The organism is Jejuibacter sp. L23, assembly GCF_050815825.1.
Taxonomy (GTDB): domain Bacteria; phylum Pseudomonadota; class Gammaproteobacteria; order Enterobacterales; family Enterobacteriaceae; genus Jejubacter; species Jejubacter calystegiae.
In genome coordinates this window covers 3,150,033-3,175,301 of sequence record NZ_CP138199.1, presented here as the reverse complement: position 1 = coordinate 3,175,301, position 25,269 = coordinate 3,150,033, and the positions used below count along the sequence as shown (strand labels likewise).

Sequence of the window (25,269 nt, the reverse complement as noted above, 5' to 3'; positions counted from 1 at the left end):
GGTTGGTATTATGGAAGGTGCCAAAAATGTTCCTATTGGTTTATGGGGCCCAAGCTCGTAAGGTTCTGTGCATTATGTTCCCGGAGGGTGGAGAATGGCAAATCTTCGCAAAGCAGCCAGGGGTAGGGAGTGTCAGATTCGAATACCCGGCGTTTGCAACGGAAATCCTGAAACATCTGTACTGACTCACTACCGGATGTCTGGAACCTGTGGTGTTGGATGCAAGCCGGACGACACTCAGGGCGCTATCGGGTGTAACTGCTGTCACGATGCTGTAGATGGCCGGATAAAGACGCCGTTCACTCATGATGAATTGAGGCTGATGCATGCTGAGGGTGTGCTTAGGACGCAGGCCATCTGGATTAAGGAGGGGCTGATAAAGGCATGAGTGAATACCAGTTTGCTCTACCGTACCCGCCGTCTGTTAATAACTACTGGAGACGGAAAGGACCGCAATATTTCATCAGCAAAAAAGGGCAAGAATACAGAAAAATAGTGCAGCAAATAATTTTTGACCAAGACCTTGACATATACACCAACTCCCGCCTCCGAATAAAAATCATCGCAAACGCTCCAGATAACAGACGCCGAGATATCGACAACATTTTAAAAAGCCTCCTGGATTCTCTCATCCACGCCGGGTTTGCGGAGGATGACGAGCAATTTGATGACATTCGCGTAATTCGTGGCGAAAAAGTGCCTGGTGGCAGGGTTGGAATAAAAATCACTGAACTGGAGGCGGCATGAGGCAATTCACAACCATACCCGAATTACTCATCTCTACACGCGGGAGCATGAAGGCAGTAGCAGAGAGATTAGGGTGTGACCGGGCAACCGTCAGAAAATATGCGCGAGACAGAGAAGCCCAAAGTCACGCCGTGGTGAATGGAAAACTGATGGCGGTATTCGGCAAGCGTGGTAAGCATCGACATGAATCGGAGGCGGTATGACAGTCACGAGGCACGTAAAAGATTTACTTGAAGGATGGGGAAACTGGAGCTTCTGTCGTCTTGGGACGGAATACAAGGGAATGTCTTACATGTCTCAGGCGTCAGGCCGAAAGGATGGCCCGTCATTGAGCGATGACGAGGGTCTTATTGTCGATGCCGCAGTCTCCAGCCTGAAAAGGTACGACATCGACGGATATAACATCATTTTTCTTCACTATCAGCAGCACATATCCTGCCGGGCCATCGCCCGGCATATGAACCGCAGGCCGGACTATGTGACCGCGTATCTTGGCAGGGCAGAGGCATATATTGCCGGATGCCTGAGAACGTTACTGGAGGCCGCTTGACGCTGAATGATATTCGGGGCTATATTCCCTGTGCAGCCGCAAAATCGGTTGTCGGGAATCTCACCCCGGATATCTAACAGGCGACACCAGACGCGCCAGCGTCTTTTTTATTGTCGCAACCTGCGCATACCTGAATTATGGTGGCTCGGGTGGGGCCAACTTCGGTTGGGCCGGTACCTGTTAGGCCGGTAGTGAGATCCCCATTCGGGCCACCGCCAAAATCTCACTTGCGTGGTGGCTTCTGATTAAGCTAACAGGAGCTATATCATGACAAACCAACTCATCCCCGTATTCAACGGCACCATTTCCAACGAATCCGCTTTGCTCGTCAATGCTCGTGATCTGCATGAATTCCTTGGTGTCGGAAAACGCTTCGCATCGTGGATAACAGAACGCATAGCTGAGTATGGATTCGTTAAAAATCAGGACTTTATTATTATTTCCCAAATTCGGGAAAAAATAGGGAGAGGCAGGCCAGCAAGGGATTACCATCTTACTCTCGACACCGCAAAAGAACTGGCGATGGTTGAGCGCAATGAAAAGGGTCGCCAGATCCGCCGCTACTTCATTGAGTGCGAGAAACAGCTGATGAAAGCGAGGCAGCCAAAACCTCAGTCTGAGGTTATATCCTCTGACCACATGGCGAAATTAAAGAACCTTGTCTGGTGCGCGGCTCATAACATGCACTTCAAAGAAGCCTGGACGCAGGGCATCTGGTATTCGCTCAGGGCAGCAGCTGGACGACCGTCACCACAATCATTCACCGTTGATGATTTACCTGTAATGGCTGAGGAACTCCGCCGCATATTAAAAATCACAGCCGCCGTTCATTCTGCTAATTATGATTTCGAGAAAGAAGTTATTCGTATCGTTTTGCGCAGGCGTGGTGATATTGAACCTGTTCTGGGAATGATGGAGTCCCGACTTGAAGAACTAAAACAGAATGAAGCGGCCGGAAGATTAACGGTGGATAAAATTTATGGTCAGCGCCTGAATAGTTTAAGTGTAAGTGGTTGACTGTCCGGATGTCCGTACAGTAATATTATGTATAAGCGTTATTGCGTTCGCGATTTCGCTACTGGTTCCGCTAGCGCGTGATAATGGGATGGGATAGCGACCTGTCCCGCCAGATTAAATTTCAAGCCACTGATTCTCCGGTGGCTTTTTTATTTCAGCATCACAGAAAAGAGCATTGAAGTGTCCAGTCAGACGCTGGCGATTAGCAAGGGCGGTGCCGCCTGTCAGTGCTCTTCTCTGTGGTGATGCACCAATTATTCAGGCTCGCTTCGTGCGGGCCTTTTTCGTATTTGGCCGCAGACATAACCCTTTAGATAAACCTTTCCCCCTGTGTCTGACGGCCTTCCTACACACACAACAGAAGACAATCCTCATGCCTTCAAATGACCCTGGGTTCTGGGCCAGCCTTCTTGCATGGCTGTACACCCACAAAAACGAATCCGGGTATGCCGTGTTAGCCGCTGTAATGGCGATTCTCCGTTCGACGTATGTAGGGCGAGACTCATGGCCCCGGAGAATCGTAGACGGCTGCATGTGTGGCATGTTCGCCTTCTTTCTTAAACCAACTTGCCAGGCGCTGGCGTCAATCATCGGATTTTCGTTCAACAACGACTTTGCCTGGGTGGTTGCAATTGTTATCGGATATCTCGGAGTCGATTTTATAGGCACGAAACTCCGCAATCAGATAGATAAACGCTTAGGTGGTACCGATGCTAACGGCTAATCAATTTCAACAGGCAGCCGGTATCGGCGATTATCTGCGTGACGTGTGGTATCCGCACATCGTGGCCGCAATGAACAAATTCGGTATTAACACACCGCTACGACAGGCCCACTTTATCGCGCAGATCGGGCATGAGTCTGGCGGATTCTCCCGCATACAGGAAAACCTGAATTACTCTACCGGTGCTCTGTGCTCTCTGTTTAGCCGACGAATCAGCAAAGCCGACGCGGACAGGTTGGGCCGTCAGCCTGGGGAAAAGGTGGTGCCAAAAGTCCGTCAGCAGGAGATTGCCAACATTATCTACGCCAACCGGAACGGTAACGGCGATAAGGCGTCTGGTGACGGGTATCGCTATCGCGGGAGAGGCCTGATTCAGGTGACCGGGAGAGCTAACTACGCGGCTCTGGTTAATCAACTGGGTGTCGATATTGTCGCTGACCCTGACCGGCTTACCAGTTATCCGCTCGCCGCTGAATCTGCGGCGGCATGGTGGAGCAATCACGGACTTAACAAACTAGCCGACTCTGATGATGTTGACCGCATCACCAGAATCATTAACGGCGGAACTAATGGACTGGCAGACAGGAAATCCCGCCTCTCAAAGGCTAAGGGGATTCTATGTTCAACGTAATCAGTTTTATCCGTAACTACTCACACATATTCATCATCGGGCTGTTCTGCGTTGCTCTGTGGGGGCTGAATGCACGAAACAGTCAACTCACCGCGACTAACGAACGGCTTGAGAAACTCACTAACAGCAAAGACGAACAGATAAACAGTCTGCGCGCAAAGAATGACGACCTGGCATCCAGTGTTACCGAGTTAACCAACGCAGTGAAGCAGCAGAACGAGGTGATGAAGGATGTTACCGAGCAGCGCTCAGAGGCCACACAGCAGAACAGGAAACTACAGGATGAAATCAGGCGCTATCTCTCTACAGACAAATGCTCTGTGGCTCCTGTTAACCATGACGCTGTTAACCGGCTGCGCAAGGCAGCTGAGTCCGCAAGTGGAGTATCAGCAGGTGAAAGTGGCAAAGCTTCCAATACCCGCTGAACTGACAAGCCCGATCATCCCGCCGCAAATCAGTGACGGGATGACATACGGGGATAGCGTTGCTCTTAATGCTGAATTGCTCGGGTTGTTGGGTCAGTGCAATATCGACCGTGCAGCAATTAGGAAAATCGAGCAACCCAGCAAATAGAAGGGTTGCAAGACTACATCAGCACTCAGTGCCTCAAATAACAAGCCTCGGTTAGCCGGGGCTTTTTTACATCCGAATTTCACCGCGCACTCACCGCGCATTCCAACCCCGAGACCATTCACAAAAGCGACCTCTGAGAACGCCATCGTAGCATGGTGCGCTCGGGTATGGCCGTTCTGGTGAGCAGAGGTCTCTTTTTTGAAGGTAATCACCATGCAATATCCAACTGTAATTGTTAATGGCGTATCTGTTCGAGTAGATGAAGAAGGGCGCTACAACCTGAATGATTTGCACGCAGCAGCGGTATTGAAAGGCGAGGCTACAGAGGCGCAGCGACCAAGTAAATTCATGCGTAGCTCTCAAATTGGGCGATTTGCCGAATCATTAACCAAAGCCCAAAAAAGGGCTTCGGTAAAAATAATTAAGGGTGGCATTGAATCAGGCATTTGGGGGCTTGAGCTAATCGCCATCCGCTATGCAGCCTGGCTGAACCCTGACTTTGAAATTCGGGTATATGAGACATTCCGCGAGGCCGTGCTAAATGGCATTTCCAGCATGACCATGCTTAATCGACTCGACTTGCTGATCACGAATGAAAAGCAGGAAGTAAGCGAGTGTGCTCGCAAGATGAATCGATGGGGGGTCGGTGGCCGGAAGAACATGCTTGAAACCACCCGACAGAACCTAATTGACCAGATGGACCCCGACATGGTCGCAATCATGCAGGGAGCAGCGTAATGAAATATGAGTTTAGCGGTCTGAGTACCGGACAGGTGGTGTTAGTCGCATCACTGGTATTTATTGCATTCGTTTTCGCATATCTGGGGATTGTCACTCTGGCATTAATGGCGTGGAACGCAATCGCAGGCGCTGCCGGTTGGAGCGCTTCCATCCCCGTGACGCCAACCACTGTTATCTGTGGGGCGTTTATCTGCTGGTTTGCGAAGTCAGTTTTCTCGCGAAAAGGGAAGGAATAAACGATGAACGAACAGGCAAACAAAGTGCTCGCGGAACTGCTACAGAAGGCGAGCAGTGGCATTGATGCGGCAGTGTCATTCAGCCAGGCGCAGATACCAGACGTTATTCACCAACTACTGCTGTGGAATTTTGTTCAGAGTCTAATTATGACAATCATAGCCCTCGCCTCGATTCCCCTGGCGGTCTGGATAATCAGAAGCCAATGCAAAAAGGTTGAAATAGGGATAATTGGTGGTGAGGGGTGGTCGTGGGAAAAAGGAAATCCAAAATACGCGTCCACTCTGGTTTGGAGTCATAACGGTGAACTCAACCCGCTTGTTCTCCCATTTGGTGCGGTGCTATTGGCATGGCTCTCATCCGTACTTGCCGTGCTGGCGAATCCGGCGTGGCTGAAAATCTGGCTGGCCCCGAAGCTATACCTGATTGAGTACGCCGCAAGCCTGATGAAATGAACATAGCCGCCTACGGGCGGCCATTCCTCAGTCTCCTCCCGAGGAGATTCAGGAATGAACAAAGAGTAAGGAACAACTATGGCAAAACCAGACTGGGAGGCCATCGAGTCGGCTTACCGGGCTGGCTCGCTGTCCATTCGTGCAATAGCCGAAAAGTATGGAGTAAGCGACACTGCGATAAGGAAGCGAGCAACGCAAAATGGTTGGCTAAGAGACCTGACAGAAAAGGTCAAGGAAGCGACCAGATTGAAATTGGTTCGCAGCGAGGTTCGCAATGACGGTTCGCGCGAACATGTGCGAACTGACGATGAGATTATCGATGAAGCATCCGAAGCTGCTGCTGATGTAGTTCTTGGTCACCGGGTGGATCTAACCCGATGGCGGCGCATAGCTAACCGACTTGGCGACTTCCTGGAAAGTGTCGATTTTACCGAAGATAACCACGCTTCTCTTTCCCGCTCTCTCGTTGCTGGCGTAGATGCTCAGGTGAAGATAATCAAAGCCGAGCGCGAAGCCTACAACATCGACTCTGAGAAGAAGAGTGACGAGACAGAATCCTTGTCTTCAATGATGGATGAATTAGCTAAGGGGTGAGCATGAAGGCGGAACATCTCGCGCTGCTTCGTGACAAGCTCTGGCGGCTAAATCATCTCTACTGGATAACCAACAAAGAAGGAAAGCCGACCCGCTTCAGGATGACACCTGAGCAACTCGAATACTTCGAGGGGATGCATACCAGGAATATCATTCTGAAAGCCCGGCAACTTGGGTTTACCACCGAGGTTTGCATTATCCAGTTGGATGCGGCGTTGTTTGAGGCTGCGAAATGCGCTCTGATTGCTCACACCCTCAATGACGCCAAGCGGTTATTCAGGGAGAAGATTAAGTACGCCTATGACCGGCTCCCCAATGAGATAAAGGCGGCAAACCCGGCAAGCAACGATGCGGCAGGTGAGCTTGTTTTTAAGAAAGGCGGTTCTCTCTATATCAGTACATCCTTTCGTGGTGGCACGTTGCGATATTTGCATGTTTCCGAATTTGGGAAGATATGTGCCAAGTTCCCTGATAAAGCGCGTGAGATTGTCACCGGCGCATTTGAAGCGGTGTCTACCGATTGCTTTACTACGATTGAGAGCACCGCAGAGGGAAGGGCGGGGTACTTTTTTGATTACTGCCAGTCGGCAGAAAAAGCCCAACTACAGGGTAAGCAACTATCCAACCTGGACTGGAAGTTTTTCTTCTTTTCATGGTGGAAGAATCCGCAGTATGCAATCGACCCCGTGGAATCAATACCGCAGCGCCTGAGCGATTATTTCGCTGAGATTGAGACAAAACACGGCGTTAAACTAAATGACCGCCAGAAAGCCTGGTATCTCGCTAAAGAGAAGACGCTCGGCGATGACATGAAGCGGGAATACCCATCCATCCCCGCAGAGGCATTTCAGCAATCAGTCGAAGGCGCTTACTACGCCAAGCAGTTCCGGTGGCTGTATCAGAATAAGCGCATTGGGGACATCCCTGATAATTCTCATCTTCCAGTTCACACGTTCTGGGATATTGGTGTTGGCGACTCAACAGCTATCTGGTTCGTAAGGGAAGTTGGTGAAGAATTCCACGTAATAGACTACTACGAAAACAGCGGTGAAGGCCTGCGCCACTACATGAAGGTGCTGAAAGACCGTGGCTATGAATACGGTGAGCACTGGGGGCCGCATGACATCGACAACCGCGAATTTGGTAGCGATGCGAAATCACGCCGCGAACTTGCCCGGGAAGGGTATGAAATCGACGGGAAAATATACTCCCTGGTATTTAGTGTGGTGCCAAAATCAGGCGTTGACGAGGGAATTGAATTGGTTCGCGAAATCCTTCCCGCTTGCGTGTTTGACGATGTTAAGTGCGCAGATGGGATTAATGCGCTGGAGAACTATCGCAAAGAATGGGATGACAAAAGGGGGTGCTGGAAGGATAGACCACTGCATGACTGGACATCCCATGGCGCCGATGCGTTTCGCTATTTCTCTGTAACTAGAAAACGAACTAAACCGGCTTTCTCTATCTCTCTGGATACCACTTTCTGATGGCAAATTACGATATTACATTTGTTCGCCCTGAGCAGAAGGCGGCGTGTGAGGTCTGGAAGAAGATCCGCGACGTCTGCAAGGGGGCGGAGGCAATAAAATCGGCGGGGCATGAGTATCTGCCTAAACTGGCCCCCTCGGATAAATCAGCGCGAAACCGGAAACGTAACGATGACTACCTCACGCGCGCTGTTTTCTACGCGATAACCAGCAATACCAAAATCGGCATGCTCGGACTGGCGTTCCGGAAAGATCCCACGCTGACGGCACCGGAAAAGCTGGAATATGCGCAGAGCAATGCCGATGGTGCAGGAACCAGTATCTATCAGCAGGCACAGCAGGTGCTGGATAACGTGCTGGAGGTGGCCCGCGAGGGGCTTTACGTCGATTACGCCGATGGTGCTAACCAGGCGATCATCCTCCGATACCAGGCTGAAAACATCATCAACTGGCGCACCGACCGTATTAATGGCCGGGATCAGTTGGTGCTGGTGGTTCTGCGTGAGTGTATTGAAGAGCCGGACGGATACGGATTCAAGAATGTTATTCAGTACCGAGAACTGGCGCTGGAAGAGGGGCGGTTCGTTTGCCGGGTCTGGCGGCGCAGCGGGGAAACCGGTAGTGGTGGTTACGAAATAAGTAGCGAATACTGGCCGAAACCGAAAAGCGAAACATCCTGGGACGAAATCCCGTTCACGTTCGTCGGCGCCCAGAATAACGACCCGACGATTGACGAATCACCGCTGGCAGCGCTGACTGAGATTAATCTCGGGCATTACCGGAACAGCGCGGATTATGAGGATAGCGTGTGGTTCTGTGGGCAGGTACAGCCGTACATTTCCGGGATTGATTCCATGTGGCGCGACTGGTTGGAAAAGAACGGCGTTAAAGTTGGCTCCCGTGAGCCATTGCTTCTGCCGAAAGAGGGCTCGTTTGCTTATGCCCAGGCCGCACCGAATATGCTCGCTAAAGAGGCGATGGACAGTAAACGCGACTATATGGTGCAGCTCGGCGCCCGGCTGATTGAGCAGAATTCGGCGGCCAAAACGGCCACACAGGCCAGCGGCGAACAGACATCATCGACCTCTGTCCTGGGGATCTGTGTATCGAACGTTACCGAGGCATACGGGCGCGCGCTGGCGTGGTGCGCCCGGTATCTGGGGATGAAAGGCGAGGAACCAACCTTCGTTATCAGCCAGGAATTCATCGCGAAAGTGGCCGAATCCGGCATGGTAACGGCCATCGTTTCGGCGTGGCAATCCGGCGCTATTCGTGATTCGGACATGGTGCGCGCGCTCCAGCGCCTGGACATCATCGATCCGGGCGACAGCATCGAGGACGTGATCGACACAATTCGCAATCAGGAGCCGACGCTGATCGGCAGTGGTGGCGGAAATGGCGACGATTAATGAAAACCTGCGGGATGAGGCTATCGCCCATTCCATCTGGGTAGCTCGCTACAGTACCGGCGTTGCAAACCGCATGGTGAAAACGCTGAACGAAACCGATGCTGACCTGACCGGCCGCCTGCTGGATGCCCTAGACCGACTACCGGCCGACAGTTTCACGGTCAAACGCCTGGAGAGCCTGCTGGGTAGCGTTCGGGAACTGAACCGGCAGGCGGTATCTGCGTTGCAGAGCGCGCTGCAGGGCGAACTGCGGGAGTTTGCAGAGCATGAGGCAGGCTATCAGCTAAGTCTGTTCGATTCGCTATTGCCTGGCCCGGTAGCCTCCCGCTATCCGTTGCAGGGCATTACGGCTGATATGGTTTATGCAACGGCGATGTCCCAGCCATTCCAGGGGCGCCTGTTGAGTGAGTGGGCCAGCAACCTCGAATCGGATCGCCTGACGCGCATTATCAACGCTGTACGCCGCGGATATCTGGCCGGAGATACGACTGAAACGATAGCGCGCAACGTGCGCGGTCACGCGAACCAGCACTACCGTGATGGTGCAATTCAGATGAGCAGGGCGAACGCCGCCAGTATTGCCAAAACGGCGGTAAACCATATCGCAGCAACGGCGCGTAGCAGCTTCGCTAACGCTAACAGCGACATCGCGAAGGGGAAGCAATGGCAATCCACTCTGGACAACAAAACCAGCCGCGACTGCATCATTCGTGACCGGCTGCGGTACACCCTGGACGGCAAGCCGATCGGCCACAAGGTTCCCTATTTGCAGGGACCTGGCCGGATTCATTTCTGCTGCCGTTCTACCGAAACGTTGATTCTGAAGTCCTGGCGCGAACTGGGTCTCGATATCGACGAAATGGATGAGGGCACCCGCGCAAGTATGGATGGTCAGGTCGCAGCAGAGACGAACTACCGGGACTGGCTGGAACGTCAGCCGTACCGGCGGCAGGTAGAGGTGCTGGGCGAGAAACGCGCCCGACTGATGCGTGACGGAGGCATGAGCCCGGATGAGTTCTATACCGACCGTGGCGAATGGCTAACGCTTGAGCAGTTGCGCCAGCGCGATGCGCGAGCATTTGAGGAGGCAGGAATTTGAGCCGTGAAAGATTGATGCCAGCGCGAAAATTGGTTTTAAAACGGTTTCGCGGGGGGATAGCGCTATTTGATAAAGAGAGCGGACAGCTTTTGTCCAATCAGTCTGAACTGAGGATTGATAGCCACCCTGGAGAAGTAGGAAAGTTGGTTGTCACCTTCGTTCTTGCGTCCGACGGGATCACGCTTTCCGACGAGGTGATTCTCCCCACAGGTTAACGTGCAAATTTTTATCTAAAACACAGGTCGCCCAGGGCGGCCTTTTTTATTGGGCTAAGCCCGCAACTTTCCCAAGGGGAATACCATGCTTTTTCGAAATATGTTCATTAAATATTACTCTGCGGCAGGCTCTGAAGGCGGCGACGGTGGTGGCGCTGGCGGCGGCGAAGGCACGCCGGAAATTACCCCTGAAATTGAGAAAATTATCAATGAGCGGGTGAATAGTGCCGTTACCGGCTTGAAGACCAAAAATAACGAATTGCTGGGGAAGCTCAAGGAGTCCAGTGAGTCGCTGAAACAGTTTGAAGGCATCGACCCCGAAGCCGTTCGCGGCATTTTGCAGCGCTTTTCCGATGACGAAGAGGCAAAGCTTATCGCTGCCGGGAAAATCGATGAGGTGCTGAACAAACGCACCGAGCGCCTGCGCGCCGATGTCGATAAGCAAATCAAAACTGCCAATGAACGCGCTGAAAAAGCTGAGGCGTTCTCCAACAAATTTCGGGATCGCGTTCTGGCCGATGCCATCCGTTCTGCCGCAGCGAAAGCTGGCGCGCTGGCGGAGGCATCCGACGACCTGATCCTGCGTGCCAAGGGCACTTTCCAGCTCAACGAGGACGGCGAGGCCGTAGCTGTTGATACAAATGGTGATGTTCTGTTCGGCAAAGATGGCAAGTCACCACTCACCCCCGAAGAGTGGGCCGAGTCTCTCAAGGAGACGGCTCCCCACCTGTTCCCCCGCGCTGAAGGTACTGGCGCCGGAGGTCACAAACCGGGGGCTGGTGGTAATGCCCTCAAGCGCTCAGAAATGTCCGCCGCAGACAAAGCAGCCTATGTCCGCAAACACGGACAGCAGGCATTCCTACGACTTCCCAAATAAGGATTTTTTAGATGGATACTACCGTCAATTCTGACCTGATTATTTACGACGACCTGGCGCAGACTGCGTTCCTGGAACGTCGCCAGGACAATCTGGATGTTTTTAACCAGGCCTCTAACGGGGCGATTATTCTGGACAATGAACTGATCGAAGGCGATTTCCGCAAACGCGCTTTCTATCAGGTCGGTGGCTCCATTGAGTCCCGCGACGTCAACTCCACCGATCCTGTTACTGGTAAGAAGATTGGCGCCGGTGAATCGGTCAGTGTTAAGGCCCCCTGGAAATATGGGCCGTATATGACTACTGAGGAGGCGTTTAAGCGTCGAGGTCGTTCTGTAGACGAATTCTCCGAAGTGGTTGGTGTCGATGTGGCTGACGCCACGTTGGAAGGTTACATCAAATACGCGCTCCAGGGGGCAGTCGCGGCCATCGGCGCTAATGCTGATATGGTTGTCACAGCCGATATTGCCACTGATGGCAAGAAAACCCTGACTCGTGGACTGCGGAAATATGGCGACAAATTCAACCGAGTTGCACTGTTCGTCATGCATTCCACCACGTATTTCGACATCGTCGATCAGGCTATCGACAACAAAATCTACGAAGAGGCAGGGGTGGTAGTGTACGGCGGCCAACCGGGAACCCTGGGTAAACCGGTTCTGGTTACTGACACCATGGATGCAGATGCCATCCTCGGCCTGGTAGCCGGTGGCGTGTCTGTAACTGAATCTCAGGCTCCGGGATTCCGTTCATACGACATCAACGACCAGGAAAACCTCGCGATTGGTTATCGTGCTGAGGGCACGGTCAACGTTGAACTGCTGGGCTATAGCTGGGACACCACGGCAGGCGGTAGCAACCCGGATCTGACTAAGATCGGCACCGGCGCGAACTGGAAGAAACACTTCACCAGCAACAAGTCCACCGCTGGCGTTCTGATCAAGCTTGGCGGCGGCAGCTAATCATCACAAAGGGGCTTCGGCCCCTTTTTTATGCGCATCGCACGCGCACATTCTACTCAGAACCTTTCAGGATGACCCTTGAGGAACCGGCTGGCGTCGGAGCCTTCTGAGGGCCGGATCTCCTGTGCGACAAGGTTCATCACTAAAAGGTAATTCCGATGAGCGGACTTGTTAGAAATGCAGGGAAAACCTGTTCCGTTAATTCATGTGAACGGCCAGCGCATTGCAAAGGCATGTGCCAGATGCATTATCTGCGACTCTATAAAACCGGATCCCACGAAGCAAAATCACCACTCGATAGATTGAGAAGCAAGTATATGGTTGATGAGTCAACCGGATGCTGGAACTGGCTTGCATACATAAATCCAGACGGCTATGGAATGTTCAAACATAAAGGGATGATGACCCTGGCTCACAAAGCCAGTTATGAACTACTGGTCAAGGATGTTCCTGATGGTTTTGAAATTGATCACACCTGCCATAACCGAAAGTGTGTCAACCCAAAACATCTAAGAGTGGTAACACATACAGTAAATGTTTGGAACCGAGTAAAGCCAGTTAGCTCCACTGGAGTGATGGGTGTATCTCTCAGGGAAAGCGGAAAGTTCAGGGCAAGACTGACAAGAAATGGCGATATCATTTTCCAAAAGGAATTTGAAACATTATCAGAAGCAACGGCTGCGGTTGAAAAAGCACGTTGCGAATTTGAGGGGAAATAATGGACGTCATTGTTGATGGGGTTCCTTATGTCCGCGCCGATAGCGTTTCTCACAATAAAATCGGGATCGCGATAACTACGCATAACAGGCCGCAGGTACTCGCAAATTCACTTGAGCAACATCGTAAACATTTACCTACCGGCGCTGTGGTATTCGTCATCGATGACGGGTCCAACCCTCCAGCAAAAGTGCCGGATTGGTGCAAGTTAATCCGGCACGATAAGTCACTTGGGATTGTCGCATCGAAAAATGCCAGCCTTGAATGCCTTATGGACTCAGGATGCGAACATTTATTTTTGTGGGATGACGATGCGTATGCCATCGCCGACAACTGGCATCTTCCTTACATCGAATCGCCCGAGCCTCACCTTGCGTATCAGTTTCTCGACCTGGCTGGCCCACGCAAACTGAGGGATATCGCCGTTTTGTATCAGGATGAACAGCACATCGCATACACCGGACAGCGCGGGGTGATGCTGTACTACCACCGCAGCGCTATCGAGCGGGTCGGCGGTTTCGATCTGATATATGGGCGCGGCATGTACGAACATGGCGACCTGGCGATGCGCATCCACAACGCGGGTCTGACGACGTGGGCGTTTGCTGATGTAGTTGGCTCTGAAAAGCTGATTCACTCACTTGATGAACATGAAGCGGTTAATCGGAGCGTTTCCCGCGATGACCGGGAGGAACTTGTCAAACGGAATGCAGGCATCCATAACTCCCGCCGTGATAGTGGCTATACCGGCTATGCAGAGTACCGGCGCCAGCGCGATGTAGTGATTACATCGCTGCTGACCAGTCAGCCGGACCCGCAGCGCGGAACGAAGATGGAGCCTGATCCCTCGCTACTGGAAAAATGGGCCAAATCCATCCGTGGCGCTGATAGGGTGGTGCTGGCTGATGAACTGAAGCAGGCGACGCATGGCGCTGAGGTAGTTACGGTTCCCGACGTTGAAATGAGCGTCTATTTTCAGCGTTGGTTGCACATCTATCGCTATCTGAGAGAGCACCCTGAATATCGGTTTGTGTGGTGCACTGACGGTACTGATGTCGAAATGCTGCGTGAGCCGTGGCAGGACATGCAGCCCGGTGTTATCTACGTTGGCTCAGAGGCAAAAACCTACGCTGACGAGTGGATGAGGAAGAGCCACCACGGCACTGCTTACAGTGAATTCATGGAGGCGAACCGGCATAGCACTCTGCTGAACGCCGGGTTGTTAGGCGGTTCACGCGCTGATGTGATGGAGTTTGCGCACCGGGTTATCAGGCTTTATTTCAGTATCGAAAGCAACAGGTTCTGGGGAAAGGAGGCGGCGCCAGCGACACCGTTCGACATGTGCGCCTTCGGCATTGTGGCCCACTCGTTCGGTGATCGTGTCGTGCATGGGCCGGTAGTGAATACGGTATTCAAAACCAGCGGATTTGGTAAGGAGTGTGCGTGGTGGATGCACAAATAGTCATTGTTGGGCACCACGCCCGGCGCAGCCAGGCCGTGGCGCTGGCCTCTTATCTTGACTCTCATCTGCTGGTGGATGAAGGGAACCACGGCGCAAACTGGAATCACCGCCGGGCGCTGGAGTGGGCCGCGCAGCAGAATCGCCGGGTGATAGTGATGGAGGACGATGCCATTCCTGTGCGCTCGTTCTCGGAGCTTGCTGGCGATGTGCTGGAGCGCTTTCCTGGCTCTCTCGTCAGTTTCTATCTTGGTACCAGCAGGCCGCCGCAGTGGCAATCCACCATTGCAGAAAAGCTGTCGTCTGGCTCAGATACTATAACTCTGCCAACCCTGATTCACGGCGTTTGCTATAGCGTCCCACCAGGCGAGATTGCGAGCATTCTGGAGCGTTGGCCGCACCATCTCGCTGCTGATTTTGCTATCGGTCGGGCGTGGGGGCGGGAGGTGGTTTATCTGTCGCAATCGCTGGTTGAACACGCCGACGGCCCCAGTGTTGAGCGCCATCCTGATGGAAAAAACCGGACTGAGGCCCGGCGGGCGTGGGCGCTGGCCGACGTTCTGGAGGAACTATGATTAATACCGACCCCACAAGTCCGGGATTCAATAGCTACGCCAGCGAGGCCGATCTTGCAGCGTTCGCTGATTTGCGTGGCATAGAACTGCCGGATAAAACAGCCCCGTTGCTGATTAAGGCGATGGACTATCTCGAAGGGCTTAACTGGGCAGGACGCCGGGTCAATCCCGCGCAGCCTCTGGCATGGCCTCGCAGAGATGTCTACATCGAAGACCATGAGTTGCCGCACGACAAAATTCCCCGGCAGGTTATCACTGCGCAATGCATGCTTGCGGTCGAGGCCATCGATGGCGAACTGCTGGGCAGCGTGCGCGAGGCTGCGGTTAAAACTGAGCGGGTAGAGGGCGCCATTACCATGACCTACGCCGTGGCTGAGGGCGAGACGTTTACCCCGTCCTATCCTGCCGTTACAGCCCTGCTGGATGGTCTGGCGATTGCCCGGGGATTTGCGATCAACACATTCGCGGAGCGTGCGTAATGGCTATCAACTACCAGCGCATGCGCGACCGCTCCACCAGGATGATAACCGCCAATGGCGTAGAGTTTCAGGCTGTGCGCCCCGGCTCTCTGGAAGTCATCGGCGGCGTGGAGCATGAGCGCCCCGAAACGCCGTACACGGCCACTGGCGTGCGCACAGACTATCAACCGGGTGAAATAGATGGCACGGTCATCAAATCAGGCGATGTGCGGATCGTGTTTACCGCAGAGCAGGAAATTAGCGTTGGTGACCTGGTGGAAATCGACGGTAAGCGGCATCGCGTCGTTGCGCCGAACCCCGTAAAACCGGCCAGGCTGGTGATTTGCTACCGGGCGCAGTTGAGGGCGTAGCACATGGGCGAGAATACAGCGTTCGTGGAGTCAATCACGGCATTCGTGAACCAGGCTAAATCGAACCAGGAGCAGGTGGTGCGTGCCACCAGCATAAAAATCCTGAACCAACTGATTATGATGTCCCCCGTTGGTAACCCTGAGCTATGGCAGGTGAATAAGACGGCGGCGGCCTATAACGTTGCGGTAGCCGAACACAATGAAGGGTTGCGAACTGATCCCGCTAACCTGACCAAAACCGGGCGCCTGAAGAAAAAATCCAGGGTCAACGACAGCATGGATATTAAGGCGCCGCCCGGGTATACCGGCGGCAGATTCCGTGGCAACTGGCAGGTGTCGTTCGATGCCCCAACAGAGGGGGAAACCGGAGTCATCGACAAGCAGGGGCATCTGACCCGCGCAGCCGGTGAGTACCAGCTATCTCTGTTTAAGGTGGGGATGCAGGCGATCTATTTCTGCAATAACGTGCCGTATGCCTACCCGCTGGAAATGGGGCATTCAACCCAGGCGCCAGCGGGAATGGTGCGTATCACCGCCGCCGAGTTTCAGCGGTTTTTTGACGAATCGGCCAGGGAGTTAAAAACGTGATTCCTGATATTTCTGCGGCGCTGGCGGCTCGACTGGGGAGGTGGGCCGATTCGGAGGGGATCCCGGTCGCCTGGGATAATGTCGTCTTTGATCCACCATCGGGCGCACCTTACCTTGCCGTGCATGACATGCCCGCTACGCCGCGAACGCTGGATTTATCGCTAAAGTGCCGGATGTTTCCCGGCGTATATCAGATTAATGTCGTTGTTCCGGCTGGCTCTGGCAGATCCTCTGCTGGCGCGCTGGCCCGCCAGGTTGCCGCGCTCTTTCCTGAAGGTCAGGAACTGGCAGGAGACGGATTTACATGCTGGATAAGTGGTCCCCCTGCCATTTTTGCTGGCATAACCACCGATACCACCTATACCGTGCCCGTCAGCCTGAATTATCGGGCCGACATCGTCAGCTAAACACCAAACCCCACAAACCTCATAACCAACCGGCCGCGAGCCGGTTTTTTTCGTACAGGAGAAAGGCCATGGGCTTTGCCTTACCCAATGGATCGCACGTTTATCTTGCGTCCGAATACGCTGATGCGGTGCCATTTACCGACATCACCAACGCCGAAAACGCCGTGATTACTGTCGCCAGTGCTACCGGCCTGCAGGAAGATGACATTGTTCATATCACCTCTGGCTGGTCCGGAATCAGTGACGTGGTGGCTAAAATCACAGCGGTCGATGGTACGTCCGTCACGCTCGGCAATATTGACACGACCAACGTCAATAAATATCCGGCGGGCAGCGGCGCCGGTTCCATTCGGGTTGTCAGCGAGTGGACCGAGTTACCTCAAATTACCGAGGTTGCTAACGCTGGCGGTGACCAGAACACCACCCAGATCCAGTTTCTGAGTGACGATCGCCAGCGCAATCTGAACACGTTCAAGGCGGCCAGTTCACAAACGTACACCATCGCGCATGATTCCTCGCTCCCTGTTTACCCACTACTGGACAGACTGGACGAAAACGGGGACACCGTGGCCGCGTATATGTACATCCCGAAAGCGAAGGAAAACCGCTACTGGTCCGCCACCGTGTCGTTTAACAAAATCCCGGCAACCGCCGTAAACGAGGTGGAAACGGTGACCGTAGCGCTCCAGCTCCAGTCCCCGGCCATGACGTTCTACAAAATTGCTGATGACGGTAGCACTCCTGGCAGCTAATTGATAACCACCATCGCCCCGAAAGGGGCTTTTTTAGGGACGCATAATGAGCACCAAATTTACGCTACAGCCGAAACCCACGTTTAAAGCAAATGTAAAAATCCCGCGCGCTGGCGCCGAGGATGGCGAACTGACGATCACTTTCAGGCATAAGCCGCTCAAAGAACTGTCCGCGATTGAAAAACTCGACGGAAAAACCGCCGTGGATTTCATGATGGAAATTATCGACGGCTGGGCGCTGCCTGATGAATTCAATGCCGAAAACCTGGAAATCCTGCTGGAAAACTACCCGTCCGCATTAAGAACTATCCCTGAAACCTATTATCGCGAACTGACGGGGAACCGCGAAAAAAACTGATAGCGGTTGCCTCGCAGTTCTATACGCCTGAGACGTCAGCCGAGGAAATGGCGGCGTTTGGTCTGACCGCCGACGATTACGAAGAAGTGATTGTCGAAGTCTGGCCGGATATCTGGCCAGCATTCCTCGTGTTCCAGTCTGCCAGCACGCAGTGGCGTACGGGAATGGCCGGGGTAACCGGGATGGATTACAACGTCCTGCCCTGGTTGATGCGGATTCATGACGTACAGGACGAGGCAACCGCGCTATCGGATATCAGGATCATGGAACGAACCGCGCTAAAAATAATGCATAAGGAGAAAGGGCATGGCTGACATCGCTACCATTTCCCTGCGGGTAAATACAGGTGAGCTTGAGCGTGGTAGTAAAGAACTCGACCGGTTCCAGGAAACAGCGACCCGCGCTGCCGGTAAAGCTGACGACTTGAACTATACGTTCAAAACAGGCATCGACCGGCAGAAGAAGAATGCCGAAAGCCTGCGCCAGCAGAAGCAGGAACTCCAGAATCTCTTGAACAAAATCAGCCCGGTTAACAAAGCTCTCGACGAACTCGATACCATCCAGCAGAGCCTGGCGAAATTTCGCGGAAAGGGACTGGTAGGCGATGAGGATTTCGCGCGCTATAACGGCGTTCTGGACACCACCCGGGCCAAACTGGCACAAGTGATGGAGGCGGAAACGGCGGAGGGGCGCGAGCGACTCGAACAAGCCCGCTCAGCCCAGCGCGCAGCGGCGGCAGGCAGGACGTTTATCGACTCGCTACAGGAACAGGCCAATGCGATCGGCAAGACTCGCAGCGAACTGCTGGAACTGAAAGCGGCGCAACTGGGAGTGTCGCAGCAGGCAGCTCCGATGATTGCGAAACTGCGGGAGCAGGAGAACGCATGGAAAACCGGGGCCATTAGTGCCGGTCAGTACCGGAACGCTATGCGCTATCTGCCGATGCAGATAACCGACATCGTCACATCGCTGGCCTCGGGTATGCCTGTTTACATGGTGGCTATTCAGCAGGGCGGCCAGCTTCGTGATTCGTTCGGCGGCATCGGTAACACGCTGAAGGCGGTTTCCTCGCTGATTACGCCAGCACGTCTGGCTATCGGCGGACTGGCTGGTGCTGTGCTGGTGGCTGCGAAGGCCGGGATCGACTATTTCAACACGTTCGATGAGATAAACCACGCGATCATACGTACTGGTAATATCGCCGGGGTGACGGCGGGGCAGGTCATGGCCGCCGCTCATGATATTGCTGGTGCTACCGGCGCTACGGTGGGAACAGTGCAGGATCTAATGACGCAACTGGTTAGCACTGGAGCGCTGACGCAGCAGCAGCTTGAAAAAGCGGCCAGTTCGACCGCGATGGCCGTACAGACAGGTGTTGTGTCAGCGCAGGAAATCGTAAAAGCTTACGCCGATATCGATAAAGACCCGGTAAAAGCGCTGCAAAACCTGAGCGCCCAATATAACTTCCTCACGGTTGACCAGCTTAAGCACATTGACCAACTGGTGAAACAGAAAGACCAGACCGCCGCTGTAACCCAGGCGATAAATATATTCGGAAACGCCATGGAAGAGAGGGGAAAGCAGGCAAAGGATGCTTTAACCCCTTTTGGTCGGCTTTGGATGGATGTTAAGCGATGGGCTTCTGATGCGATGGAGAGCATCGGGAAGTGGGTGGCTGAACTGGCTGCCAACACCATGAAAGAGTTCAACGCCATTTACTACAGCGTGGCGATTGTCTTTCAGAAGTTGAACCAGATTATTTCGCAATCCGTCGCCAGCGCGATTGATCTTATCCCTGATTGGGCGAAAACAGACACTCTGAAGGGCTGGCAGAGCTATAACGAGCAGATGGCCGGTGCCTACGGTAATAGCGTTTCTCAGCTCAAGAAAGACTGGGACGCTGCCGATAAGAGCGCGGAAAAATACCTCGGTACAGCGAAGAAGGTGCAGCAGAGTACCACCCAGAAAGACCGGGCCGAAGTGGCTGCTTATGGCAAAAAAACACCGAAGGAAAAAGGCATCGGCGCTTCGTCCGGCGACCGGGCTACAGATACCGCCCAGGCCGAACTGCTGGCGCTTCAGGCTCAACTCCGCACACTCCAGCAACACCAGGGGCTGAATGACAAAATAAGCCAGCAGCGCAAGGAACTATGGACCACCGAAGCCAAGTTTCAGGTACTGGAAGATGCCGCGAGCACTCGCAAGCTGTCGAAACAGGAAAAATCCCTGCTTGCGAGCAAAGAGCAGGTTCTGCAACTGGCGCGGCAAAAGGCTATTCTTGGCGACCAGATTACGGCGCAGGAGCAACTGAATAAGCGCATGGACACGGCGCAAAAGTACGTCACTCAAATGGCCGAGAAGCAGCAGGCTCTCGGTGTCGGCTCGGTCATGAGTGACCGCCTGGCACAGCGGGAACTGGCAAAGGCGCAGCTCGCTTCTGGCTGGCAGAATGCCGGTGGTTCCCTGAGCGATGTCGGTTATCAGAAGGAATTAAAGGCCGCCAGTGATTACTATGCGGCGGAAGATGCATTGCGTAGTGACTGGCTGGCCGGGGCCAAAAAAGGCTGGGCAGAGTTCGAAGATAGCGCCACCAACGTCTATTCGCAGGTCCAGGGTATTTCCGCCCAGGCCTTCAGCGGAATGGCGTCCACACTGACCGACTTCTTTACCACCGGAAAGGCTGATTTCAAGGATTTCCTTACCACCTTCCTGAAGGGGATCGCCCAGATGCTGACGCAACTGGCGCTGGTCAACAGCATGAAATCGGCATTTGGCGGGACCGCAGTCGGTAGTTTCTTTGGCATTCAGGCCTGGTCTGGCGGCTATATACCTGAGTTTGCAGTAGGCGGATACACCGGAAATGGTGGGAAGTACCAGCCTAAGGGCGTCGTTCACGGCGGGGAGTTTGTTTTCACCAAAGAGGCAACGGCGGCGATTGGTGTGGAGAATCTCTACGCCATGATGCGCGGCGCCCAGGGGTATGCCGATGGCGGCTATGTCGGAGGTCGGGCGCTCATGTACGGATTGCAGGGGGGAACTGGCGGCGGCGGGGTAAACGTTAATGTTGGTGATGTGGTGATCCAGAACAATCAGCAGCAACAAACATCATCCCAGGGGGATACGACAGCGGCAAACAGACAGTTGCGCTCTGCCATCATTCAGACGGTTACCACCGAAGCAGGGCGGCAGGGAACGCCCCTATGGAAGCTGATTAACAGTAAGGCTCGATAACCCGCTGCGGCGGGTTTCTTTTTATCAGGAGTCAGGATGGCTATCGATACATTTACCTGGCCTACGCAAATTCAGGGTGGTATGCAGGGCGAACTGTCATACACGGCCAGAACGGCAGCATTTGGCGATGGGTACGAACAGATTGCCGGTGACGGCATTCACCCCGAAACGCAGTCCTGGCCGATTACTATGATCGGCCGCCGGGCGGAAATGCTGAAGGTGCTGACGTTCATGCGCGGCCACTTCATTCGCTCCTTCATCTGGACATCACCGATCGGGGAGGTCGGCCTCTACCGGGTGGTGACCGACTCAGTGAAGGCAACGCCACTGTCGAGCAACGTATTAACTATCAACGCGACATTTAAACAGGCATATGCACCATGATAACCGCAGATTTTCAGAGCCTCGAGCCCGGCAACAAGATCCGGCTGTTCGAAGTGGACGGTAGTTCGTTTGGGCTGGATGATGTTTTGCGCTTCCATGCCTGCAACATCCCTCATACGCCGGAGGAAATCGCGGCGGCCGGTGGCGACGAGTCAAAACTACCGGCTAAATCGATCTGGTGGCAGGGGAACGAATACGGCGCATGGCCGTGTCAGATAGAGGGGATGGAGACATCGACCGACGGCAGCGCCGCGCAACCTACGTTATCCGTTGCCAACCTTGACGGTTCGATCACTGCGCTGTGTCTGGCCTACGACGACCTGCTGCAGGCGAAAGTGACAATTCACGATACTTTCTCCCATTACCTGGACGCGCGTAATTTTCCCGATGGTAATGACTCATCCGATCCCACCCAGGAGGTTAAGCGGGTTTTCTATATCGACAGTAAAAATAGCGAAACAAACGAGGTAGTCGCGTTCACACTTTCCAGCCCGATGGACCTACAGGGCCTCATGATACCGACGCGCCAGCTTCATTCGCTATGCACCTGGTGCATTCGCGGTCAGTACCGCAGCGGAGACGGCTGTGATTATGCCGGTACCCGGTATTTCGACAAGCACAATAACCCGGTTGATGATCCATCGCTCGACGAGTGCAATGGCACGCTGAGCGCCTGCAAACTCCGGTACGGAGAGAGCAATGAACTTTCGTTCGGCGGCTTCCCAGGAACGAGCTTAATCCGGAGTTGATGATATGCGTGATAAAACCATAGCGGATATCATGACCCACGCCGCCGCCGAGCATCCGCGCGAGGCATGTGGCTTGGTGGCGCAAAAAGGGCGCGTAGAGCGCTATTTCCCGTGCCGTAATCTTGCCTCTGACCCTACGGAACAATTCCACCTGGCGCCGGAGGATTACGCCTCTGTAGAGGACTGGGGGACGATTACTGGCATAGTGCACAGTCACCCGGATGCCACCACTCAGCCCAGTCAGTTGGATATGGCTCAGTGTGATGCAACGGAGCTACCCTGGCACATTGTCAGTTGGCCGGAGGGTGACATTCGTACTATTCAGCCACGCGGCGAACTTCCGCTTATCGGCCGCCCGTTCGTACTGGGCCACACTGATTGCTGGGGGCTGATTATGAGCTACTTCCGGCAGGAGCATGGGATAGAACTGCGGGATTACCGCGTCGATTACCCGTGGTGGGAGTCCGGCGCCGAAAATCTCTACCTCGATAACTGGTATGAATGCGGCTTCCGGGAGTTTTCCGGACAGCCGCGCCCGGGTGACATGGTCATCATGCAGGTATCGGCACCGGTCGCTAACCATGCCGGCATCCTGTTGGAAGGGAATATGCTGTTACACCACCTGTACGGGCATTTAAGCCAACGCACGCCGTATGGTGGGTACTGGCGGGAGCGAACCGTAAAAGCGGTGCGGCATAAAGAACTTTTCTCTGCCTGATTCAGACGGGAACGTTTTCTCACCCACAAAACCAAAGGCCCAGATCGTTGCAAGCGATGCTGGGCCTTTTGCTTTCCACCGTTACCGTTGCTAACGAGGAACATGTGATAGATTTTAGCAAACTGATGCGGGAGTTGCGACTAATGATTAAGCAATTACCAAACTGGAAATTTATCCTGCTCTGGCTTGTGGCGATTACCGCCGCACTTGGGTATTTCATCGGGCAGGTGCGATGGTGGTAGCCCGCGCTGTAACCACCCTCGGTGATTGCAGGTTGCCACTATGTATCGTAGACTTCTTGCAGGGCAACAGTCCTCTGGAGGGGTCATGAGCAGAATTTTTACAGCAAACTTTGATGGAGTCGATGTTAGATTTGTTAACATTGGCGATGATGTCTTTGTTTCACAAGGTGACTTCGTTCAGGCGGTGAGGAAATGCATGACTGATGACATGAAGCATCTTGCTGATATGATTGTGTCAGGCGGGGTGAAAATCATGGGGGATGGGCTGGATAGTCGCCAAGCGGGAGGATGTAGAGAAACAGCTTGCCGGAGCGCTGCTGGCGTTCTGATAACGAGTATTCACCACCTACCGAACCCGCTTAACTGCGGGTTTTGTTGTTTTCCCCGTATTTGATAGGATTACTCTGAATACCATCAATGGGGATATGGAAGTGAAAAAAGTCATAATTGTTCTTATTCTTCTGGCTGCCGGTTTGGGTATTACCTATCTTAAAGATAGCGCACCACATTCTGATGTAGCGGAATCAGGCGAAGAAAAAGATACAAAGGTTAAAGATCGGTATGCAATTACCTATTGCTGGGAACAATACGAGAGAAAATCTCTGACCGATGAAGAAAAACGGTTTATCGCCGGTTCCTGCGAAAAAATGGAAGCTAAATTTGAAGACAAATACGGTACAAAACCCTGAGAAAGAACGATTTCCTTTTCATAATTAGCTTACAACCCGCTTCGGCGGGTTTTTTTATGGAGAAAGTATGGCTGCATTAACCTATGAACCAATGCGCACGATACGTCTTTATGGCGTACTCGGTACCACGTTTGGGCGCGAGCACCGGCTCGCCGTAGCGTCGCCACGCGAAGCTATCCGCGCGCTGTGCGTCATCATTCCGGGGTTTGAGCGCTTCCTTAATACCAGCAAACAGCGCGGGCTGACATATGCAGTATTCAGCGGCCGCCGGAATTTGGTACAGGACGAGCTGGAAATGGATAAGGGCGATCAGGACATCCGGATCGCGCCGGTCGTTATTGGGAGTAAGCGTGGCGGCCTGCTGCAAACGATTCTTGGTTCTGTGCTGGTCGCTGTTGGTGTGGCTATAGGGTATTTCTCAGCTGGTACGCTTTCGACCGTTGGCTATGGCATTGCCCAGTTCGGTGCCGCGATGGCGATCGGCGGTGTTGTCCAGATGCTTTCCCCGCAGACTACCGGACTTGCCAGTAAACAGGATCCGGATAACCGGGCTTCGTATGCATTCGGCAGCGTGACCAATACAGCGGCACAGGGGTATCCGGTAGGGTGTTTGTATGGTCGGCGACGAATAGGCGGGGCTATTATTTCGGCGGGTATTTATGTCGAAGATGAGCAGTAAGTTAACTAACCAATTGCCGAAAGGCGGGAGCTTATTATGACTTTAGAACAACGAATTGAAGCACTGGAGCGGGAAGTGTCTGAGTTAAAGCAGCAGGCACGGGAATCAAACGAACTGGTTACGGTAGTGCAGCATGCGACGCAGGCTGCCGCACATGACCTTCAGCAAATAGTGGCCCAGCAGCAGGCCACAAAAAAATATAGAGCAGCAATGAGTATTACTGTTGATCCATTAGTCTGATGTTTTTCACGATGTCTTGCATGATATCGCTATCAATGGCTGATAACTCATCAGTAATTACTTTTCTCTTCTCCGGCATGTGGGCAAGAATACACATTAGGACATTCTTTATAGCCACAATTTCAAGCGCTGTATGAGTTGGGATTTCTGGTGACATCGTGAATCCGAAATTAACAAATTTTTTATCCATTTCTAATCCTTAATCAGAGGTAATCAGCCATCCCTCCTTTTGCTGTGTGCGCCCATGTGTCGGCATGGGCGGGCTGAGTCCTTACCTTATCCAGGGATACCTAAAAGCAACATCCTGATATTCAAACAGTGGCCACCCATGCGGTGG

Annotated in this window: 37 protein-coding genes and 1 pseudogene; 37 read left to right on the top strand and 1 reads right to left on the bottom strand. The window is 53.4% G+C overall.

Annotated elements, in window-relative coordinates; translation table 11 throughout:
* Positions 1-94 precede the first annotated feature (94 nt).
* The 37 genes and pseudogenes from SCU88_RS15010 (at position 95) to SCU88_RS14830 (ending at position 24,932) form a co-directional block, all read left to right on the top strand.
* A complete protein-coding gene (locus SCU88_RS15010) occupies positions 95-388 on the top strand; it encodes a nuclease domain-containing protein (RefSeq protein WP_175341805.1) in 294 nt (97 codons plus the stop codon).
* On the top strand, positions 385-747 hold the full coding sequence (locus SCU88_RS15005) for a RusA family crossover junction endodeoxyribonuclease (protein ID WP_175341804.1): 363 nt from the start codon (positions 385-387) through the stop codon (positions 745-747). Before SCU88_RS15010 ends, SCU88_RS15005 begins: the two co-directional genes overlap by 4 nt.
* Positions 744-950, top strand: coding sequence for a protein ninH (locus SCU88_RS15000; protein ID WP_175341803.1), 207 nt, complete (start codon positions 744-746; stop codon positions 948-950). Before SCU88_RS15005 ends, SCU88_RS15000 begins: the two co-directional genes overlap by 4 nt.
* Positions 947-1,297, top strand: a complete 351-nt coding sequence (locus SCU88_RS14995; protein ID WP_175341802.1) for an antiterminator Q family protein — start codon at positions 947-949, stop codon at positions 1,295-1,297. Before SCU88_RS15000 ends, SCU88_RS14995 begins: the two co-directional genes overlap by 4 nt.
* Positions 1,298-1,564: 267 nt before the next feature.
* Positions 1,565-1,918 (top strand): annotated as a pseudogene (locus SCU88_RS14990) (antA/AntB antirepressor family protein); the annotation flags it as partial.
* 769 nt (positions 1,919-2,687) lie between these two features.
* Positions 2,688-3,038, top strand: coding sequence for a phage holin, lambda family (locus tag SCU88_RS14985; RefSeq protein ID WP_175341801.1), 351 nt, complete (start codon positions 2,688-2,690; stop codon positions 3,036-3,038).
* Complete coding sequence (locus tag SCU88_RS14980; RefSeq protein ID WP_175341800.1) at positions 3,025-3,669, top strand: glycoside hydrolase family 19 protein; 645 nt, start codon at positions 3,025-3,027, stop codon at positions 3,667-3,669. Before SCU88_RS14985 ends, SCU88_RS14980 begins: the two co-directional genes overlap by 14 nt.
* Positions 3,657-4,094, top strand: coding sequence for an Rz lytic protein (locus tag SCU88_RS14975; RefSeq protein WP_175341799.1), 438 nt, complete (start codon positions 3,657-3,659; stop codon positions 4,092-4,094). The genes SCU88_RS14980 and SCU88_RS14975 overlap by 13 nt, the downstream gene beginning before the upstream one ends.
* Positions 4,006-4,242, top strand: coding sequence for an Rz1-like lysis system protein LysC (gene lysC / locus SCU88_RS14970; RefSeq protein ID WP_431810015.1), 237 nt, complete (start codon positions 4,006-4,008; stop codon positions 4,240-4,242). The genes SCU88_RS14975 and lysC overlap by 89 nt, the downstream gene beginning before the upstream one ends.
* Before the next feature lie 213 nt (positions 4,243-4,455).
* Positions 4,456-4,980, top strand: coding sequence for a KilA-N domain-containing protein (locus SCU88_RS14965; protein ID WP_175341798.1), 525 nt, complete (start codon positions 4,456-4,458; stop codon positions 4,978-4,980).
* Positions 4,980-5,219, top strand: a complete 240-nt coding sequence (locus SCU88_RS14960) for a hypothetical protein (RefSeq protein ID WP_175341797.1) — start codon at positions 4,980-4,982, stop codon at positions 5,217-5,219. Before SCU88_RS14965 ends, SCU88_RS14960 begins: the two co-directional genes overlap by 1 nt.
* A 3-nt stretch (positions 5,220-5,222) precedes the next feature.
* The gene (locus tag SCU88_RS14955) at positions 5,223-5,672 is read left to right on the top strand and encodes a hypothetical protein (RefSeq protein WP_175341796.1); all 450 of its coding nucleotides are present in this window, start codon (positions 5,223-5,225) and stop codon (positions 5,670-5,672) included.
* A gap of 78 nt (positions 5,673-5,750) precedes the next feature.
* Positions 5,751-6,266 carry a hypothetical protein gene (locus tag SCU88_RS14950; protein ID WP_175341795.1) on the top strand — a complete coding sequence of 172 codons (516 nt, stop codon included), beginning with the start codon at positions 5,751-5,753 and terminating at the stop codon, positions 6,264-6,266.
* 2 nt (positions 6,267-6,268) lie between these two features.
* Positions 6,269-7,753 carry a terminase gene (locus tag SCU88_RS14945; RefSeq protein ID WP_175341794.1) on the top strand — a complete coding sequence of 495 codons (1,485 nt, stop codon included), beginning with the start codon at positions 6,269-6,271 and terminating at the stop codon, positions 7,751-7,753.
* The gene (locus SCU88_RS14940) at positions 7,753-9,162 is read left to right on the top strand and encodes a DUF4055 domain-containing protein (protein ID WP_175341793.1); all 1,410 of its coding nucleotides are present in this window, start codon (positions 7,753-7,755) and stop codon (positions 9,160-9,162) included. The genes SCU88_RS14945 and SCU88_RS14940 overlap by 1 nt, the downstream gene beginning before the upstream one ends.
* Positions 9,149-10,261 (top strand): phage minor head protein, encoded by a 1,113-nt coding sequence (locus SCU88_RS14935; protein ID WP_175341792.1) that lies wholly within the window; start codon positions 9,149-9,151, stop codon positions 10,259-10,261. Before SCU88_RS14940 ends, SCU88_RS14935 begins: the two co-directional genes overlap by 14 nt.
* A gap of 300 nt (positions 10,262-10,561) precedes the next feature.
* Positions 10,562-11,353, top strand: coding sequence for a hypothetical protein (locus SCU88_RS14930; RefSeq protein WP_175341791.1), 792 nt, complete (start codon positions 10,562-10,564; stop codon positions 11,351-11,353).
* 11 nt (positions 11,354-11,364) lie between these two features.
* Complete coding sequence (locus SCU88_RS14925; RefSeq protein WP_175341790.1) at positions 11,365-12,315, top strand: major capsid protein; 951 nt, start codon at positions 11,365-11,367, stop codon at positions 12,313-12,315.
* Positions 12,316-12,473: 158 nt separating this feature from the next.
* A complete protein-coding gene (locus SCU88_RS14920; RefSeq protein WP_175341789.1) occupies positions 12,474-13,034 on the top strand; it encodes an HNH endonuclease signature motif containing protein in 561 nt (186 codons plus the stop codon).
* Complete coding sequence (locus tag SCU88_RS14915; RefSeq protein ID WP_175341788.1) at positions 13,034-14,494, top strand: glycosyltransferase family 2 protein; 1,461 nt, start codon at positions 13,034-13,036, stop codon at positions 14,492-14,494. The genes SCU88_RS14920 and SCU88_RS14915 overlap by 1 nt, the downstream gene beginning before the upstream one ends.
* Complete coding sequence (locus SCU88_RS14910; RefSeq protein WP_175341787.1) at positions 14,476-15,066, top strand: hypothetical protein; 591 nt, start codon at positions 14,476-14,478, stop codon at positions 15,064-15,066. The genes SCU88_RS14915 and SCU88_RS14910 overlap by 19 nt, the downstream gene beginning before the upstream one ends.
* Positions 15,063-15,545, top strand: a complete 483-nt coding sequence (locus tag SCU88_RS14905; protein WP_175341786.1) for a DnaT-like ssDNA-binding protein — start codon at positions 15,063-15,065, stop codon at positions 15,543-15,545. The genes SCU88_RS14910 and SCU88_RS14905 overlap by 4 nt, the downstream gene beginning before the upstream one ends.
* On the top strand, positions 15,545-15,895 hold the full coding sequence (locus tag SCU88_RS14900; protein ID WP_175341785.1) for a hypothetical protein: 351 nt from the start codon (positions 15,545-15,547) through the stop codon (positions 15,893-15,895). The genes SCU88_RS14905 and SCU88_RS14900 overlap by 1 nt, the downstream gene beginning before the upstream one ends.
* Positions 15,896-15,898: 3 nt before the next feature.
* Positions 15,899-16,483: a hypothetical protein gene (locus tag SCU88_RS14895; RefSeq protein WP_175341784.1), complete on the top strand. Its 585-nt coding sequence runs from the start codon at positions 15,899-15,901 to the stop codon at positions 16,481-16,483.
* Positions 16,480-16,890 (top strand): phage tail terminator-like protein, encoded by a 411-nt coding sequence (locus SCU88_RS14890; RefSeq protein WP_175341783.1) that lies wholly within the window; start codon positions 16,480-16,482, stop codon positions 16,888-16,890. The genes SCU88_RS14895 and SCU88_RS14890 overlap by 4 nt, the downstream gene beginning before the upstream one ends.
* 68 nt (positions 16,891-16,958) lie before the next feature.
* A complete protein-coding gene (locus tag SCU88_RS14885; RefSeq protein WP_175341782.1) occupies positions 16,959-17,642 on the top strand; it encodes a phage tail protein in 684 nt (227 codons plus the stop codon).
* Between the two features lie 46 nt (positions 17,643-17,688).
* A complete protein-coding gene (locus tag SCU88_RS14880; RefSeq protein WP_175341781.1) occupies positions 17,689-18,000 on the top strand; it encodes a phage tail assembly chaperone in 312 nt (103 codons plus the stop codon).
* A gap of 47 nt (positions 18,001-18,047) precedes the next feature.
* A complete protein-coding gene (locus SCU88_RS14875; protein ID WP_175341780.1) occupies positions 18,048-18,314 on the top strand; it encodes a DUF1799 domain-containing protein in 267 nt (88 codons plus the stop codon).
* A complete protein-coding gene (locus SCU88_RS14870) occupies positions 18,307-21,231 on the top strand; it encodes a phage tail tape measure protein (RefSeq protein WP_175341779.1) in 2,925 nt (974 codons plus the stop codon). Before SCU88_RS14875 ends, SCU88_RS14870 begins: the two co-directional genes overlap by 8 nt.
* A gap of 36 nt (positions 21,232-21,267) precedes the next feature.
* A complete protein-coding gene (locus SCU88_RS14865; protein WP_175341778.1) occupies positions 21,268-21,615 on the top strand; it encodes a phage tail protein in 348 nt (115 codons plus the stop codon).
* Positions 21,612-22,364 carry a phage minor tail protein L gene (locus SCU88_RS14860; RefSeq protein WP_175341777.1) on the top strand — a complete coding sequence of 251 codons (753 nt, stop codon included), beginning with the start codon at positions 21,612-21,614 and terminating at the stop codon, positions 22,362-22,364. Before SCU88_RS14865 ends, SCU88_RS14860 begins: the two co-directional genes overlap by 4 nt.
* A 4-nt stretch (positions 22,365-22,368) precedes the next feature.
* A complete protein-coding gene (locus tag SCU88_RS14855; protein ID WP_175341776.1) occupies positions 22,369-23,082 on the top strand; it encodes an NlpC/P60 family protein in 714 nt (237 codons plus the stop codon).
* 47 nt (positions 23,083-23,129) lie between these two features.
* Complete coding sequence (locus tag SCU88_RS14850) at positions 23,130-23,324, top strand: hypothetical protein (RefSeq protein ID WP_175341707.1); 195 nt, start codon at positions 23,130-23,132, stop codon at positions 23,322-23,324.
* An 85-nt stretch (positions 23,325-23,409) separates the two neighbouring features.
* Complete coding sequence (locus SCU88_RS14845) at positions 23,410-23,718, top strand: hypothetical protein (protein ID WP_175341775.1); 309 nt, start codon at positions 23,410-23,412, stop codon at positions 23,716-23,718.
* Between the two features lie 31 nt (positions 23,719-23,749).
* Positions 23,750-24,013: a hypothetical protein gene (locus SCU88_RS14840; protein ID WP_175341774.1), complete on the top strand. Its 264-nt coding sequence runs from the start codon at positions 23,750-23,752 to the stop codon at positions 24,011-24,013.
* 67 nt (positions 24,014-24,080) lie between these two features.
* Positions 24,081-24,692, top strand: coding sequence for a tail assembly protein (locus tag SCU88_RS14835; protein ID WP_175341773.1), 612 nt, complete (start codon positions 24,081-24,083; stop codon positions 24,690-24,692).
* Positions 24,693-24,728: 36 nt separating this feature from the next.
* Positions 24,729-24,932, top strand: a complete 204-nt coding sequence (locus SCU88_RS14830) for a hypothetical protein (RefSeq protein ID WP_175341772.1) — start codon at positions 24,729-24,731, stop codon at positions 24,930-24,932.
* Here SCU88_RS14830 and SCU88_RS14825 read toward each other — a convergent pair.
* Positions 24,910-25,122: a hypothetical protein gene (locus SCU88_RS14825; protein ID WP_175341771.1), complete on the bottom strand. Its 213-nt coding sequence runs from the start codon at positions 25,120-25,122 to the stop codon at positions 24,910-24,912. The genes SCU88_RS14830 and SCU88_RS14825 overlap by 23 nt on opposite strands.
* Positions 25,123-25,269: the final 147 nt, after the last annotated feature.